Here is a 16,094-nt window from a genome sequence, read left to right on the forward strand (position 1 = left end):
GCGCTCGCGGCTGACAGCGTGCGCGGGGGCCGGACGAGCGCGCTACTCGACCACCTGGCGGCCCTCGGGCCGGGCGGAGCAGGCCGCGCGGAAGGCGCAGTGCGTGCACTGCTGGCCGGGCGAGGGCGTGAAGCGCTCGTCCAGGACCCGCGCCGCGGCGGTGGCCAGCAGCTCGCCGACCCAGTCCCCGTCGCCCGCTGTCCCGGATGCGGCTGCTTCCGGGCCGGTTGCGGCTTCCGGAGTGGATGCGGCTTCCGGGACGGTTGCGGCTTGCGGAGTGGATGCGGCTTCCGTTCCGTTCTGCGGCGCCGCCCCGGGCTCCGGCGGCGGCTCCTGGTGCTGGACGACCGGGAGCGCGTCCCCGCCGTCGCGGCGGGCGGCGCCGAGCCGCAGGTGCACCAGTTCGGCCCCGCCCGGCTCCGGCCGTACTCCGTCGAACAGGGCATCGGCCGCGCCCTCCTGCACGGCGCGCTGGTAGACCGCGAGCTGGGGATGGCGCTCGACCTCGGGCCCGGTGGGACGGGTGCGGCCGGTCTTGAAGTCGACCACGTAGGCGCGGCCCGCCGCGTCGCGTTCGACCCGGTCCATGCTGCCCCGGATGCGGACGGCGTGCTCACCGGCGCGCAGCGTGACATCGAAGTCGTGCTCGCTGCCGACCAGCTCGCGGCCTTCCCCGCGTTCCATCACGTGCCAGCGCAGGAAGCGTTCCAGGGCGGCGCGCGCGTTCTCCTTCTCCTGCCGCGACTTCCACGGCGCGTCGAAGGACAGGCCGTCCCAGACGGCGTCCAGCCGCTCCATGAGCGCGGACAGGTCGCCGGGGCTGCTGCCGGAGGCCACCTCGTCGGCCAGTACGTGCACCACGTTGCCGAAGCCCTGCGCGGCCGTGGCCGGTTCGTCCGCCTTGACCTCCCGGGCCAGGAACCACTGCAGGGAGCAGGAGCGCCCGAGCTGCTCCAGTGCGCTGCCGGACAGCGCGACGGGCGCCGCGCGCTCGCGCAGCGGCACGGCGGAGCGGGTGGGTTCGACCAGTCCCCACCAGCGCTGCGGATGCGCTGCCGGAACGAGCGGATAGCCCTCCTCGTCACGTTCGGCCGCCAGTCCGGCCAGCCGCCGCGCGGCCGCGTCCCGCAACGCGGGCGAGGCCGCCGGGTCGACGGTGGTGGCGCGGAGCTCGGCGACGAGCGCGGGCACCGAGAGCGGACGGCGGGGGCGGCTGCCGACCGGCTGCGGCTGGACGCCCAGCTCGTCCAGGAACCGCGAGGGCTGGTCGCCGTCCTCCGCGGCGGCGGCCACGGCCGTCACCACGAGGCGCTCCGCGGCGCGGGTCGTCGCGACGTAGAACAGCCTGCGCTCCTCGGCCAGCAGGGCTCCCGGGGACAGCGGCTCGGCGATGCCGTCCCTGCCGATGCGGTCCGCCTCCAGCAGCGAGCCCCGGCGTCGCAGGTCGGGCCAGAGGCCCTCCTGCACCCCGGCCACGACCACCAGCCGCCACTCGCGGCCCTTGGCGCGGTGCGCGGTCATCAGCCGTACCGACTCGGGCCGCACCGCCCGCTGGACGAGCGTGTCGGCCGCTATGTCCTGTGCCTCCAGCTCCTCCAGGAAGTTGAGCGCCCCCCGGCCGCCGCCCCGCTCCTCGGCGCGTGCCGCGACGGCGAACAGGGTGCAGACGGCGTCCAGGTCGCGGTCGGCGTTGCGGCCGGCGGGGCCGCCGCGGCGCGCGGTCCGCTCCAGCCGGTCCGGCCAGCCGGTGCCGCTCCACAGCGCCCACAGGGCCTCCTCGGCGGTGCCGCCGCCGGCGAGCAGCTCGCGGGTCTTGCGCAGCAGCAGGCCGAGGCTGTGCGCGCCCTCGACGGAGCGCCCGCCGGGTGCCGGGGCCGCGGCGCCGGAGCGCGGGGTGTGGGCGACCAGGCGTTCCGGCTCGGCGAGGGCTTCGGCCAGCAGGGTGTCGGAGGGCCGGGGCACCTTGGCGCCGGCGGCGCGTTCCTCTTCGCGCAGTGTCCGGCCGAGGCGGCGCAGGTCGGCGGCGTCCATCCCGCCGAGCGGCGAGGTCAGCAGGGTCAGCGCGGTCTCGGTGCCGAGGACGGCCGACTCCGCCAGGGCGCCGGTGGCCGCGACGCGCAGCGCCGTCAGCAGGGGCGCGACGGCCGGTTCGTGGCGCAGCGGTACGTCGTCGCCGTCCACGTCCACGGGCACGCCGGCGGAGACGAGGGCGCGGCGGACCACGGGCAGGGACCGCCCGCCCGCGCGCACCAGGACCGCCATCTCGCCCCAGGGGAGACCGTCCTCCAGATGGGCGCGGCGCAGCAGGTCGGCGATGTTGTCCAGCTCGGCACCCGCGGTCGCATAGGTGTACACCTCGACCCGGCCGGGGGCGCTCGCGCCGCCCGGGCCGTCCACGCGGTCACTGCCGTCCGCGCGGTCACTGCCGTCCGCACCGCCGCTGCCGTCCGCACCTGCCGGGGCCGGCGCGCCCGCCCGGGCCGAGGCACCCCCCGGGGCCGGGCCGCCGGACGGCCCGGGACGCAGGGCGCGATGGGCGCGGACGGCCTCGGCGGGCAACCGGGTGAGGGGCATCCGGGCGGTCAGCTCGCGGGTGGCGGACAGCAGCCGGGGCCGGGAGCGCCGGGCGGTGCGCAGCACCCGGACGGGCGCGGGGGCTCCGGAGCGCTGCGGAAAGAGGTCGGGGAAGCGCAGGATGCCGTTCACGTCCGCGCCGCGGAAGGCGTAGATCGACTGGTCGGGGTCGCCGAACGCCACCAGGGTGCGGGCCCCGCCGCCCGCCAGGGCCTGCAGCAGCCGCACCTGGGAGGGGTCGGTGTCCTGGAACTCGTCGACGTAGATCGCGTCGTACGCGTCGTGCAGCCGGGCGGCCACCTCCTGGCGCCCGGTGAGCAGGACGGCACGGTGCACGAGCTCGGCATAGTCGAGCACGCCCTGCATGTCCAGTACGTCCAGATACTCGGCGAAGAACCCGGCCGCGGCGCTCCAGTCGGGGCGCCGGGCGCGGCGCGCGAAGGCGTCGAGCGCGGCGGGGCCCAGTCCGAGCTCGCGCCCGCGCGCCAGCACGGCCCGGACCTCGTCGGCGAAGCCCCGGGTCGTCAGGCAGGCCCGCAGTTCGTCGGGCCAGCGCACCGTCGCGCGCCCGCGCGCCGCCAGCGCGAGCTGGCCCGCCAGCAGTTCGCGGATGTGCAGATCCTGCTCCGGACCGGTCAGCAGGCGCAGCGGCTCGGCGAACAGGTCGGCGTCCTGATGCGCGCGCACCAGCGCGTAGCAGTACGAGTGGAACGTCGTCGCGGCGGGAGCGCGCAGGGCGCCCCCCGGGCGGTCCCCGCCGCCGTGCCGTACCGATCCGCTCGGCGCGCCCGGCGCCGGGGGCTGCCGGGGGGCCCGGGCGGGTGCCGGTCCCGCCTCCGCGGCGAGCCGGTCCGCCATCCGGTCGCGCAGGTCGACGGCGGCCCGGCGGCTGAAGGTCAGCACCAGGACGCGCTCCGGGTCGACGCCCTCCCGCACCCGGGCCGCGACCGCCTCGACCAGGGTGGTCGTCTTGCCGGTGCCGGGCCCGGCCAGGACGAGCAGCGGGCCGCCGCGGTGGTCAACCACAGCACGCTGGGCCGCGTCAGAGGCAGGGAGATCGACCGGTCCCGTCCCGGTGCGCACCAGTCGGTACGCACCGGGCTCGCGGGACCGCTGACGCGTGTCGGCAGCAAGGGAGGTACTCACGTGGATCGCCTAGGGGGAAGTCTGTGCGGAGCGGTACAGACGCTACGCCTGCGGACACACGTGTCGCAGCGCCTCGCTCCGGTGCCCCGTACGGCTGCTGTACCCCGTACGGACTGCCCAGCGCATCGGGCCGGGCGGCATGCCGGAAGCTGGGAACTGTGAGGAGCCGCAGCGCGGGGTCACCCGGCCGTCCCGTCCCAGCGGGCCCGGCGCATCTCGAGGCGCGGGACCTCGCCCCGGCGGCGGGACGCGGCGGCCGGCTCGCGCAGCGGAGTGCCCTCCGCGTGGTAGTGCGCCAGGGCCTGCCGCTCCTGGCCCGGCAGCGGGAGCCCGTCCGCGCGCACCACGCGCCACCAGGGGACGGCACCTCCGTACAGCGCCATGGCTCTGCCCACCTGGCGGGGGCCGCCCTCCTCCAGCCACTCGGCGATGTCCCCGTACGTGAGCACCCGGCCGGCCGGGATCAGCTCGGCGACCTCGAGGACGCGCTCCGCGTACTCGGGCAGCGCGGGCACGTCGGTGTCCCGGGGCGCGGCAGAGGCGTCGTCCGGCTCCGCCTCGCGGGGGTTTCCAGCCATGCGGGCCATGGTGCCGCATGCCACCGACAGCGGCGCCGCCCCGGCCGGGTGCGGCCCGGCCCGGATGCCGATTCGTCCCCCGCGCCACCGGAATGCACCCTCGTGCTCCCGGCGGCGCGCCCCTCGTGCCACCATCTTCCGGGCGGTGACGAGTGATACGGGACCACGACGAGACGGCAGCGGCAGGACAGCGGCACGGTGACGGACCCTCCGAGGAGGGCGCACCCGCCGCCGGAAGTGCTGCCCGGCCCGCCGCGGGCAGCGGTCGGGAGTCCGCCCGGCGGGGTCCCCCCGATCCCGGAACCGATCCCGGGCCCGGGACCGAGCCCGAACCCGAGTCGGAGCCCGGGACCGAGCCGCAGCCCCGGCCCGAGCCGGAGCCGGAGTCGGGGGCGGACGGCTCGCCGGCCGCGGCGGAATCGCCGGAGAAGCCGGAGGCCGTCGCCGAGGGGGAGCGGGTGGCGATCGAGAGCGACGAGCCGCTGCTCTCGGCTCGGGTGCACCGCCCCTCCGATCTGCTGCGGATGGTGCTCGGGCTGCTGGGCATCGCGCTGGTGCTGGTGATCGCGAACTTCGCGCACGGCACCACGGCGGGGCTCGAACAGGACATCGACAAGGGCACCGCGGAAGCTCCCGACCTGCTCATCAGCCTGACCGGGCTGGCCTCCAGCATCGCCGTGCTGCTGGTGCCCGTCGCGTTCGCGATCGAACGGCTGATCAAGCGGGACGGGCTGCGGATCGCGGACGGCGTGCTGGCCGCCGTCCTGGCGCACGGCGCCTCGCTCGCCGTGGACCTGTGGGTCGCCCAGGCGGCGCCCGACTCGATCCGGGACGCGCTGACCAAGGCGATCACCCCGCAGGACGCCACCACCCCGGTGCACAGCTACCTCGCGCCGGTCATCGCGTACATGACCGCGGTCGGGATGGCGCGCCGGCCGCGCTGGCGCGTGGTGCTGTGGGGCGTACTGCTGCTGAACGCGACCGCGGTGCTGGTGCCCGGGTACACGACAGCCTTCTCCATCGTGGTGACGGTGCTGATCGGCTGGACCACCGCCTACGGCACGCTGTACGCCGTCGGCACCCCGAACGTCCGGCCCACCGGCCAGACCCTGCTGGCGGGACTGCGCCGGGTGGGCTTCACCCCGGTCAGCGCGGTGCGGGTGGAGGACGCCGGGGAGGCCGACCGGCGCGACCACAACGACCGGGGGCGCCGCTACCGGGTGACGCTGGAGGACGGGCCGCCGCTCGACGTCACCGTCGTCGACCGCGAGCAGCAGGCCCAGGGCTTCTTCTACCGCGTCTGGCGGCGGCTGGCACTGCGCGGCATCACCCAGCGCCGCAGTCTCCAGTCGCTGCGGCAGGCCCTGGAGCAGGAGGCGCTGCTCGCCTACGCGGCCATCTCGGCGGGCGCCAACGCGCCCCGGCTGATCGCCACCTCGGAACTCGGCCCGGACGCGGTGATGCTGGTCTACGAGCACATCGGGGGCCGCAGCCTGGACGCGCTGCCGGACGAGGAGATCACCGACGAGCTGATGCGCACGACCTGGCGCCAGGTCGAGGCGCTGCAGTCGCGGCGGATCGCCCACCGCAGGCTGGTGGGCGACGCGCTGCTGGTGGACCGCTCCGGTGCCGTCTACCTGACGGACCTGCGCGGCGGGGAGATCGCGGCCGGGGACCTGATCCTGCGGATGGACGTCGCCCAGCTGCTGACCACGCTGGGGCTGCGGGTGGGCGCCGAGCGCGCCGCCTCGACCGCGGTGGACGTGCTGGGGCCGGACGCCGTCGCGGACAGTCTGCCGCTGCTGCAGCCCATCGCGCTCAGCCGCAGCACCCGCACGACGCTGCGGCGGCTGGCCAAGGAGCGCGCCGAGCGCGAGCGCGAGGCCGTCATCGAGGCGTCCCGCAGCGGCAGGGCGGCCAGGGCCCGGGACGGGGCCGAACCGCAGGCGGCGGGGAGCCGCGCGCACCGCAAGTCGCTGCGCGCGGAGAAGAACGCCGAGAAGAAGGCCATAGACGAGGCGCTGGAGGAGGCCCGGGAGGAGGACCTGCTGGCGCAGATCCGGCAGCAGGTGCTGCGCATCAGGCCGCAGGCGCCCATAGAGCCCGCGCGGCTGGAGCGGATCCGGCCGCGCACCCTGCTCAGCTTCATCGCGGGCACCCTGGCCGCCTACTTCCTGCTGACCCAGCTCTCCCAGGTCCCGCTGGACAAGGTGCTCAGCGCGAACTGGGCGTGGGTCGGCGGCGCGGTGCTCTTCTCCGCGGTGACCTATCTGTTCGCCGCCATGTCGCTGCTGGGCTTCGTCCCGGAGAAGGTCTCCTGGTGGCGGACGGTGCAGGCGCAGGTGGCCGGCTCCTTCGTGAAGCTGGTGGCCCCCGCGGCGGTCGGCGGGGTGGCGCTGAACGCGCGGTTCCTCCAGCGCTCCGGGGTGCGCCCGGGGCACGCGGTGGCCAGCGTGGGCGCCTCCCAGCTCTTCGGGCTCGGCAGCCACATCACGCTGCTGATGCTGTTCGGCTACATCACCGGGACCGAGCACACGCCCACCCTCTCGCCGTCCCGCGCGGTCATCGCCGGGCTGCTGACGGCGGCCGTGCTGGTGCTGATCGTCACGGCGGTGCCCGCGCTGCGCCGGTTCGTCTCGAACCGGGTGCGCTCGCTGTTCGCGGGCGTGGTGCCGCGGATGCTGGACGTGGTGCAGCGGCCGCAGAAGCTGCTCACCGGTGTGCTGGGGATGCTGCTGCTGACGCTGGCGTTCGTGATGTGCCTGGACGCGTGCGTGCGCGCGTTCGGACACGAGACGAGCTACGCGAACCTCGCCGTCGTCTTCCTGACCGCGAACGCGCTCGGTTCGGCCGCGCCCACCCCGGGCGGGCTGGGTGCCGTCGAGGCGGCCCTGATCGCCGCGCTCATCGCCTTCGGGGTGCCGAAGGAGGTGGCGACCCCGGCGGTGCTGCTGTTCCGGCTGCTGACCCTGTGGATGCCGGTGCTGCCCGGCTGGCTGTCCTTCACCCATCTGACCCGCAGGGGCGCACTCTGAGGAAGACCACCCGTCCGCCTCACACAGCGCGCCGTCGCACCCGCTCCGTCCGCACGATGAACGTCCCACCCCCTGTCGGGAGGACGTCCCCATGCGCCATTCCCGCTCCCCGCGGCGGCCTGTCGCCGCGCTCGCGGCAGCGCTGATGGTGACCGCGGCCGTGACCAGCGGCTGCGGCAGCGAGGAACCGGACCGCAGCCGGCGGACCGAGGCCAGGCCGAGCGGCCGGAGTCCGGCCGCCGCCGACGCGGCCTCCCGCTCCCCCGCGCCCTCCGGGAGCACCTCGGCGGGGCAGCCGCTCCCGGACTCGCTCACCCGCCAGCAGCCGCGCTGGTCGCCGTGTCCGGCACCGGACGCCGCGCAGGGCACCGACACCGGCTCGCCGGCGCCGCTGCCGGGAGGCGACCGGTGGGAGTGCGCGAAGCTGAAGGTGCCCCTGGACTACAGCGAGCCCGCGGGCCGGACGCTGGGCATCGAGATGATCCGCGCCGCGGAGCGCCCGGGCGGCGGCAAGCGGATCGGCTCGCTGGTGTTCAACTTCGGCGGACCGGGCGGCTCCGGGGTCGCCGCGCTGCCCGCCTTCGCGGACGAGTACGAGACCCTGCGCGGCCGCTACGACCTGGTCAGCTTCGACCCGCGCGGGGTGGGCCGCAGCGAGGGGGTGCGCTGTCTGAGCGACGAGCGGCTGGACGCCTACTTCGCCGCCGACTGGACGCCCGACACCGACGCCGAGGAGCGCAGCCTCTTCGCCCGCCAGAAGTCCTTCGCCGACGGCTGCGAGAAGCGGGCCGGGGACCTGCTGCCGCATCTGACGACCGAGAACACGGCCCGCGACATGGATCTGCTGCGGCAGGTACTCGGCGACCGGAAGCTGCACTACTTCGGCATCTCCTACGGCACCGAACTGGGCGGGGTCTACGCGCACCTGTATCCGGAGCGGGTGGGCCGCGCCGTCTTCGACGCGGTGGTCGATCCCGCATCGAACCCGGCGCAGGGTTCGCTGAGCCAGGCGGGAGGATTCCAGAAGGCGCTCGGCAACTATCTGGACCGCTGCACCTCGGGCGAGGAGAAGTGCCCGGTCGGCGACGACCCCGCGGAGGGGAAGGAGCGGATCACCGAGCTGCTGGCCGACCTGGACGCCGAGCCGATGCCCACCGACAGCGGCCGCAAGCTGACCGAGTCGCTGGCCGAGGGCGGGATCGCGCAGGCGCTGTACTCCGAGGAGACCTGGGATCTGCTCACCCAGGGGCTGGAGGAGGCGGTGGTGGACAGCAACGGCTCCACGCTGCTGCTGCTGGCGGACGCGCTCAACGGACGCAACCAGGACGGCACCTACAGCACGCTGCAGTCGTCGCTGACGGCGATCAGCTGCGCGGACAACGAGCAGCGGTACGGGACGGGGGCGATCAGGAACAGGCTGCCGGACTTCGCCGAGGCGTCCCCGGTCTTCGGGCCGATGTCCGCCTGGGGGCTGGCCTCCTGTCACGACTGGCCGGTGCACGGCAGGTGGCGGACGCCTCCGGTGAGCGCTGCCGGGTCGGACCCGATCCTGCTGGTCGGCACGACCGGGGACCCCGCCACCCCGTACGGGGGGACGCGGGCGATGCAGCGGGAGCTGGGCGACGGCGTCGGGGTCGAGGTCACCTACCGCGGTGAGGGGCACGGCGCGTACGACAGCCGGAACTCCTGCGTGCGCAAGGCGGTCGACGGCTATCTGCTGCGCGGCCGGGTGCCGCGGAACGGCACCGACTGCACCTGACGCGGGCTCGGCCAGGGGCGCACGGCGGATGTCCGGCCGTGCGCCCCTGAGGTGTCCGAGGGTTCTAGTAGACGGGCTTGTCCGGTTCGATCTGGTTGACCCAGCCGATGACGCCGCCGCCGACGTGCACCGCATCGGAGAATCCCGCGTTCTTGAGCACCGCCAGGACTTCCGCGGAGCGGACACCTGTCTTGCAATGCAGGACGATCTTCTTGTCCTGCGGCAGGTCCTGCAGTGCGGTGCCCATCAGGAACTCGTTCTTGGGGATCAGCCGGGCACCGGGGATCGAGACGATCTCGTACTCGTTCGGCTCCCGCACGTCGATGACGTCGACGCTCTCGCCCTCGTCCAGCCATTCCTTGAGCTGCTTGGGGGTGATGGTGGAGCCCGCGGCGGCCTCCTGCGCCTCGTCGGAGACGACACCGCAGAACGCCTCGTAGTCGATCAGCTCGGTGACCGTGGCGTTCGGTCCGCAGACCGCGCAGTCGGGGTCCTTGCGGACCTTGACCTGCCGGTAGCTCATCTCCAGTGCGTCGTAGATCATCAGGCGGCCGACCAGCGGGTCGCCGATGCCCGCCAGCACCTTGATGGCCTCGGTCACCTGGATCGACCCGACGGAGGCGCACAGCACGCCCAGCACGCCGCCCTCGGCGCAGCTCGGCACCATGCCGGGCGGCGGGGGCTCCGGGTACAGGCAGCGGTAGCAGGGCCCGTGCTCGCTCCAGAACACGCTGGCCTGGCCGTCGAAGCGGTAGATCGAGCCCCACACGTACGGCTTGTTCAGCAGCACGCAGGCGTCGTTGACCAGGTAGCGGGTGGCGAAGTTGTCCGTGCCGTCCACGATCAGGTCGTACTGCGCGAACAGCTCCATCACGTTCGACGAGTCGAGCCGCTCCACGTGCAGGTTGACCTGCGCGTGCGGGTTGATCCCGAGCACCGTGTCCTTGGCCGACTCCGCCTTCGGCCGGCCGATGTCCGCCTGGCTGTGGATGATCTGCCGCTGCAGGTTGGACTCGTCGACCTCGTCGAACTCGACGATGCCGAGGGTGCCGACACCGGCGGCGGCGAGATACATCAGGGCCGGCGAACCGAGGCCGCCCGCGCCCACACAGAGGACCTTCGCGTTCTTGAGCCGCTTCTGACCTTCCATCCCGACATCCGGGATGATCAGGTGACGTGAGTACCTGCGGACCTCGTCGACGGTGAGCTCGTCGGCTGGCTCGACCAGGGGTGGCAGTGACACGGAGACTCCGATGGTCGGTGGAACGTGCGGGAAGACACCCGCCCGAGGGGCGAGCTTTTCCTTCCGTAACACTGCCACGCCCTATCTCATTCCGAGACACCTGGTCCAAGACACGAGACGATCTCGTCCCAGTAGCCGGGCAGCCCCGCCCACGGGTCCTGCCCCCGGTCGCGAGTGCGGTCCGTGAAGCAGACGGTGCCCGCGCCCTGCCAGCGGGCGATCCGCAGCGCCTCCTCCAGGTGCGTGCGCGGCAGCGCGTGCACCAGGTGGCAGAACCGTTCGGCCGGATAGGTCGCCGTCCACTCCGCCGCCTGCGACCAGCGGTAGTCTCCCCAGCTTCCGGCATAGGTGACCAGCTGGTCGGCGCATCCCAGGTGGTCGGGGTGCGGGTGGCCGCCCGTCTCCAGCACCAGGAAGCCGCCGGGCCCGGTGGCTTCCCCGGCGCACGCGCCGGCTGCGCCGCACAGGGCGCGCAGCGTGGCGCTGAGCCGCTGGACGTGCCCCAGCAGGGCCGGAGCGTCCGGACAGTGCGCGAGATAGAAGCCGTCGACCCGGTACCAGTCCAGGAACCGGTGGGCTTCGGAGACCAGTTCGCCGAATGTCCGCGTACCCTCCCGCATGTCGAGACGGCCGAGCACGGCGACGCCCGCCGAGCCCAGCGCGGCCGCCGCGGGAGCGCAGAACGGGTCGGGCCGCGCGCCCGGGCCGTCGGCGACGTCCAGCACCGCCCAGTGCAGCGGACCCGCGGCCCGGTCCGGGCCCGGGCAGGCGCCGAGCCCGGGCCGGGCGAGCTCCGCCCACTCCATGGGCGCCAGCATCGGGTGCGCGCACCCCGGTACACCGAGCCCCGGCCGCCTGCTGGCCGAGCCGCTGCCGCCGCCGGTCGCCCGGAGCCGGCCCGGGGGTGTCGTCAGATACGGCACGCCGCCTCCATCCAGATGTCGGCCAGCGACTCCTCCAGCCCGATCCGGGGCCGCCAGCCGAGCCGGTCGCGGGCCGTGCGGACGTCGGCCTGCTGCCAGCCGCCGCAGCCGTCCGGGTACGGGTAGGAGGCGGGCGCCGGCTGCGCACCGTGCTGCTGCGCGGGAATGGCGGGGGCGCCGCCGACCACCTGCCCGCCCGGCGCTCCGGGCCCGGCCCCGGCCGGCTGCCCCTCGGCCGGCCCCTGCCCGGCCGGGCCGCCGCCCTGGTCGTGCACCGACCCGGCGTACCCGGCGACGCGGGCCAGCAGCGAGGTGGCGTCCCGCAGCCGCACCGCCCTGCCGGTCCCGATGTTGACGATGCCCTGCGCCGCGGACAGGGACGCGGCGTGCACGGCCCGCGCGATGTCGCGGACGTCCACGAAGTCGCGCTGCACGCTCAGCCCGCCCAGCTTCAGTTCGCTGTCGCCCTGCTGCATCGCGCGCCGCATCGCCTCCGCGATCCGCCCGAGCGGCGAACCGGCCGGGGTGCCGGGGCCGATGGGTGAGAAGACCCGGAGCACGACGGCGTCCAGCCCGGAGGCCAGCACCAGTTCGGTGCCCGCCAGCTTGCTCACCCCGTACGGCCCCCCGGGACGCGGTACGGCGTCCTCACCGGTGGAGGACCCGGCCTGCGCCGACCCGTACTCGGCGGCGCACCCCACGTGCACCAGCCGGGCGCCGCAGCCGCTGCGGCGCAGCGACTCGCAGACGGCGGCCGTGGCGACCACGTTGTGCCGGATCAGTTCGCGCCCGCTGCCCCGGGTGGTGCCCGCGCAGTTGACGACGACACCGGGGTGGACGGCGTCCAGGAAGCGGGTGAGGGCACCGGGGCTTCCGGTGGACAGGTCGAAGCGGACGTCGGCCTCGTCGCTCCTGCCGAGCGCGGTCAGTTGCACCGCGGGGTCGGCCAGCAGGCGGTCGGCGACGAAGCGGCCCAGGTATCCGCTGGCGCCCAGCAGCAGCACCCTCATTGTGCGGCCCCCTCGCACGAGTGCGGGGCCCGGCACGGCCGCACGCCCGGGTGCGGTCGCCTCCCAGGGGTGCCGGGGTGTGCCAACTGCGCGTGGATCATCGGGTCTTGCTCCTTGTCGGTGTCGCACGGGCGGGTCCGTAAGCCCGTGCCGGAGGGAGGGATCGGGGGCGGCCCGGCGGTCATACGGGCGCCGCCCCCCGGTGGTGCGCCGAGGCGTTGGCCAGCGCCCCCGCCGCGTACGCCAGCAGGACGAGTGCCGCGCAGCCGCAGGCGGCGACCGGCACGGCCGCCGTCCCCAGGTGCGCGACCAGCGCCTCCGGAGGACGGCTCAGTGCCCCGAGACCGGGCAGCCGGGCCACGGGGACGGCGAGCAGCACCGCGGCCTCCACGGCGCAGGCGGCGGCGAGTCCGGCCGAGGCCGCCCGCCGGAAGCCGTGCGCGGCCAGCAGCAGCGCGGCGAAGAACAGCAGTCCGAGGGCTCCGGTGGCCGCGGCGGTGGCCGGCCAGGAGGCCCGAGGGCCGGGAGCGGGGCCGGGTGCCACGGCGGCCAGGGGGCCGTCGGTGAGCGCGCGGGCCGCGAGGTGGAGCAGCGGCAGTCCCACCGCGACGGCGCAGACGGCCGCCATCAGCAGCGGGCGCACCGCGGTGGTGAAGTCCTCCAGCCTGCGGCTGCCCGCCAGCCTGCGCCGGGCGGCCGAGGCGAATCCGCGCACGCCCCACACGGCGGGCGCGACAGCCAGCGCGAGGGCCGGCGGGAGAGCGGGCGACGGCATCCGGGGTGCGCCGCCGGAGGCGTCGGGACCGCCGCCCAGCAGTTGGGCCAGCAGCCAGTCGCCGTACAGCGCGTAGCCCACCAGCCAGCAGATGCACAGCGCGGCGAACGCCGAAGACGCCGGGAACCCGGCGGCGCCCGCCGCACGCGGGACGCGGGGGACGGTCCGCAGCGCCGCGACCGCGCTGCCCGGCACGGCGAGGGCGCCCAGGACGCACAGGGCGGCCCGTGGCGCGGCGGGCCCGTCGCGCAGCAGCACCCACCAGGCGAGGGTGCCCGCACACAGCAGGCCGGGGAGCAGCGGCAGCGCCAGCAGCGCGCACCGTCCGAGCAGCCGCCGGCGCGCGGCGCCCGGCGGACGCGGGGGCCGGGTGCCGGCCGAGGGCGCACGGCGCGTGCGCGCTCCGCGGGCGGCCTCCCCCGTGTGCGGGGAGCGCGTGCCGGGGTACGGAGTGCGCGCGTACAGCTCCTCGGCCAGCGAGAAGATGTCGCGGTGGCGGCATCGGGCGACGGTCCGGTCGGTGATCCCGTCGGCTTCCAGCCCGGCGGCGATCTCCAGCGGGTCGACGGCGCGCTCGCACAGGGTGCGGTGCTGGTACAGCAGGACGCGCACCGGGTCGCCGGGTGCGGAACGGGTCGTCACGGGGTCCTCCCCTCCCCCGGCTCGGCACCGACCGCGGCCCGCTCGACGGGGTGCGGCCCGCCCGCGCTCTCCCGCGGGCCGCGGTCCGGCCGGGCCCAGCTGGGCACGTGCGGGGAGTTGCCGGCGGCGGGCCGCGCCCCGGCCGCCCGCCGGCCGGAGCGGCCGGCCGGACGGCGCCCGTCGGCACCGGGGACTGCCGGGCCGCCGGCCGCGGTGTCGGCGGCCGGGTCGCCGGGCAGCCGGGCACCGGTCGCCGCGCGGCCCCTCATCAGGTGGCTCTCGGGAGCGCGGGCGAGCGGGACCGCGTCCTCGGCGTCCTCGGCGTCTCCGGCGTTCCCGGCGTCCCCGGCGTCCCCGGCCGCGGGCTGCCGGAGGGCCTCCGCGGGCCGCTGCGCGAGTTCACGGTAGATACCCCGGAACGCCTCGACGTTCTGCCGCACCGTGAACAGTTCCAGCGCCCGCGCCCGCGCGGCGGCGCCCAGCCGTGCCGCGCGCGCCGGGTCGCGCAGCAGCGCGACGCAGGCGTCCGCCAGCGCCCGCGGGTCGCGCGCGGGGACGAGGCAGCCGGTGCCGCCGATCACCTCCGGGGCGGCCCCCACGTCGGTGGAGACGGCGGCCCGGCCGCAGAACATCGCCTCCACCAGCGGAACCGGGAAACCCTCGACGGCGCTGGAGAGCACGGCGACGCCGCCCAGCGCGTAGGCGTCCGCCAGGGTGGGTGCGGCGGCACCGCCCAGCTCCTCGAAGGCGACCGCGCTCTCGACGCCCGGGGGTGCCACGGGGAAGAGCCGCGCTGCGAGCGCCCGGCAGTGCGCCCGGTATCCCCCCGGCGCCCAACTCCCCGGCGCCCTCCCGGGGCCCGCCGGGCCGGTCCGCACCGCCCGCCGCCGGGACGCTGTCGGCGTCCGCCGAAGCGCCGGGGGTGCGGTCCGCCGGCCGGGTACCGCGTGGATCGGCCCGCTCGACGATGCGCAACCGGGCGGTCGGCACCGTCTCGCGCACCCGGGCGAAGGCGTACAGCAGGGTGTCCAGGTCCTTGGCCGGGCCGGGGGTGCCCACCCACACCAGCGTGGGTGCGCCGGTGGTGCGGGGGCCGCCGGGCGGCGGCAGATGCGCGGCCTGTTCCCCGACGGCGTCGAAAGGTGTCGGGTCCATGCCGGGGTAGACGGTGCGCAGCCGCGCGCCGTCGGCGCCGCAGCGCTCCTGCCAGCGGCGTGCGTGCGTGTTCCCGGGGGTGATCAGATGGGCCTGCGCGTACGCCTCGCGCGCCAGGCGCCGCTGGAAGGAGGCGAGCAGGGCCCGTACGGGGGCGCCCACGACTCCGCGGGCGACGGCACCGGCGGCGCTCGCCAGGTAGTGCTCACGCAGCCGCACGCCGTACTCGGTGATCAGCAGCGGCACCCCGAACGTCCGCTTGGCCCACAGGCCGGGGAGGGCCGCGGGCCCGGCGCCGACCGCGTGGCACAGGTCGGCCTCCGACAGCCCCGCCTCCCCGCCCCGCTGCCCGTACCAGTCCAGGGAGAGCGGACGCAGCGCGCGCTCCAGCTTGTCGGTGACGGCAAGCAGGTCACAGACCTGGGCGGCATGCGCGGCGGGCATCGCGCCGGGCGCGCGGCAGGCGGATTCCAGAATGCGCACGGCGCTCTCGGAGCGCAGCGCGGCGGCCAGCCCGCCACGCTCGGCCGCCAGTTCGGCGAGCCCGTAGAGACCGGCGGCGAAACGGTCCGCCTGAGCGGGGGCCGGGGGCCGTGCGGAGCTGATCCCGCCCTCGGGGGCACCGGCCGCCGCGGGCCGGTCGGCAGCGGACCGTTCGGCAGCGGACCGGTCGGCGCCGGGCCTGCCGCGGCCGGGTCCGTCGGAGCCGGGCCGGTCGGGATCCGCGCCGCAGACGGCCTCGGCGAGCACCTCGAAGCACTCGCGGAAGCGCTGCTTCTCACGCCGTCCGTAGGAACCCCACGTCAGCCGGCGCACGCCCGCGTACGCCGCGGCGGGCTCGGGGCCCCACAGCGGTGCGGTGCGCACCCGCGCGACGTTGGGCGGCACCTCGCGGCAGCCGGTCCACTCCTGCCGGGCGCTGCGGCTGAGGGCGTACACCGCGAACTCGTGGCCGTCCAAGCCGCGCACCAGGCGGTCGCACCACAGCGCGGACTCACCCCGCACATAGGGGTAACCACCCTCCGTAAGCAGCGCGATGCGCACGTGCGCACCCCCGATCCCTCTCGTGGCGTGCCGCGCGCCCGGGCGGCTCGGCACGGGCGCGGCGGCGGAATGTCGAAGACGCAGCAGACGCTATGCGGGCGTCCCCGGCACGCGGCGGACGGTTGTCCGCGACGCCACCAGAAGGGGTGAAGACCCGTGACTTTCGGGAGACTCGTGCGTTAACCAGCGCTCAGCGGCAGCCGACCGGCG

At 75.9% G+C, this 16,094-nt stretch carries 9 protein-coding genes and 2 pseudogenes; 2 read left to right on the forward strand and 9 right to left on the reverse strand.

Going from position 1 to position 16,094, the window contains the following annotated elements; all coding sequences use genetic code 11:
• Window positions 1-42: 42 nt before the first annotated feature.
• On the reverse strand, window positions 43-3,726 hold the full coding sequence (locus tag A949_RS0102290; RefSeq protein WP_078565309.1) for an ATP-dependent helicase: 3,684 nt from the start codon (window positions 3,724-3,726) through the stop codon (window positions 43-45).
• Window positions 3,727-3,899: 173 nt separating this feature from the next.
• On the reverse strand, window positions 3,900-4,307 hold the full coding sequence (locus A949_RS0102295) for an MGMT family protein (protein ID WP_237735716.1): 408 nt from the start codon (window positions 4,305-4,307) through the stop codon (window positions 3,900-3,902).
• Between the two features lie 143 nt (window positions 4,308-4,450).
• On the opposite strand from A949_RS0102295, the gene A949_RS0102300 reads away from it, so the two are divergent.
• The gene (locus A949_RS0102300; protein WP_019354393.1) at window positions 4,451-7,333 is read left to right on the forward strand and encodes a flippase-like domain-containing protein; all 2,883 of its coding nucleotides are present in this window, start codon (window positions 4,451-4,453) and stop codon (window positions 7,331-7,333) included.
• Window positions 7,334-7,424: 91 nt separating this feature from the next.
• Window positions 7,425-9,092: an alpha/beta hydrolase gene (locus A949_RS0102305; RefSeq protein ID WP_019354394.1), complete on the forward strand. Its 1,668-nt coding sequence runs from the start codon at window positions 7,425-7,427 to the stop codon at window positions 9,090-9,092.
• Between the two features lie 64 nt (window positions 9,093-9,156).
• Here the strand turns inward: A949_RS0102305 and moeZ are convergent, their stop codons facing one another.
• From moeZ to A949_RS39700, 7 genes and pseudogenes are all read right to left on the reverse strand, one after another.
• Window positions 9,157-10,335 carry an adenylyltransferase/sulfurtransferase MoeZ gene (gene moeZ / locus A949_RS0102310; RefSeq protein ID WP_019354395.1) on the reverse strand — a complete coding sequence of 393 codons (1,179 nt, stop codon included), beginning with the start codon at window positions 10,333-10,335 and terminating at the stop codon, window positions 9,157-9,159.
• Between the two features lie 86 nt (window positions 10,336-10,421).
• Complete coding sequence (locus A949_RS0102315; protein WP_019354396.1) at window positions 10,422-11,258, reverse strand: spherulation-specific family 4 protein; 837 nt, start codon at window positions 11,256-11,258, stop codon at window positions 10,422-10,424.
• Window positions 11,246-12,268, reverse strand: coding sequence for an NAD-dependent epimerase/dehydratase family protein (locus tag A949_RS0102320; protein ID WP_037705801.1), 1,023 nt, complete (start codon window positions 12,266-12,268; stop codon window positions 11,246-11,248). The genes A949_RS0102315 and A949_RS0102320 overlap by 13 nt, the downstream gene beginning before the upstream one ends.
• Before the next feature lie 181 nt (window positions 12,269-12,449).
• Window positions 12,450-13,685 carry a hypothetical protein gene (locus tag A949_RS32190; RefSeq protein ID WP_019354398.1) on the reverse strand — a complete coding sequence of 412 codons (1,236 nt, stop codon included), beginning with the start codon at window positions 13,683-13,685 and terminating at the stop codon, window positions 12,450-12,452.
• Window positions 13,682-14,125: a hypothetical protein gene (locus A949_RS39690; RefSeq protein ID WP_192817117.1), complete on the reverse strand. Its 444-nt coding sequence runs from the start codon at window positions 14,123-14,125 to the stop codon at window positions 13,682-13,684. The genes A949_RS32190 and A949_RS39690 overlap by 4 nt, the downstream gene beginning before the upstream one ends.
• A gap of 81 nt (window positions 14,126-14,206) precedes the next feature.
• Window positions 14,207-14,563, reverse strand: a pseudogene (locus A949_RS39695) (glycosyltransferase); the annotation flags it as partial.
• A gap of 367 nt (window positions 14,564-14,930) precedes the next feature.
• Window positions 14,931-15,938 (reverse strand): annotated as a pseudogene (locus A949_RS39700) (DUF3492 domain-containing protein); the annotation flags it as partial.
• Window positions 15,939-16,094: the final 156 nt, after the last annotated feature.

It is taken from the genome of Streptomyces sp. AA1529, assembly GCF_000280905.1.
Lineage (GTDB): Bacteria > Actinomycetota > Actinomycetes > Streptomycetales > Streptomycetaceae > Streptomyces.

What these genes read in the sequence shown, in the direction of transcription:
- A949_RS0102295 (WP_237735716.1), bottom strand. Translation starts at nt 4,307, where the DNA reads ATGGCCCGCATGGCTGGAAACCCCCGCGAGGCGGAGCCGGACGACGCC.
- A949_RS0102305 (WP_019354394.1), top strand. Translation starts at nt 7,425, where the DNA reads ATGCGCCATTCCCGCTCCCCGCGGCGGCCTGTCGCCGCGCTCGCGGCA.
- A949_RS0102320 (WP_037705801.1), bottom strand. Translation starts at nt 12,268, where the DNA reads ATGAGGGTGCTGCTGCTGGGCGCCAGCGGATACCTGGGCCGCTTCGTC.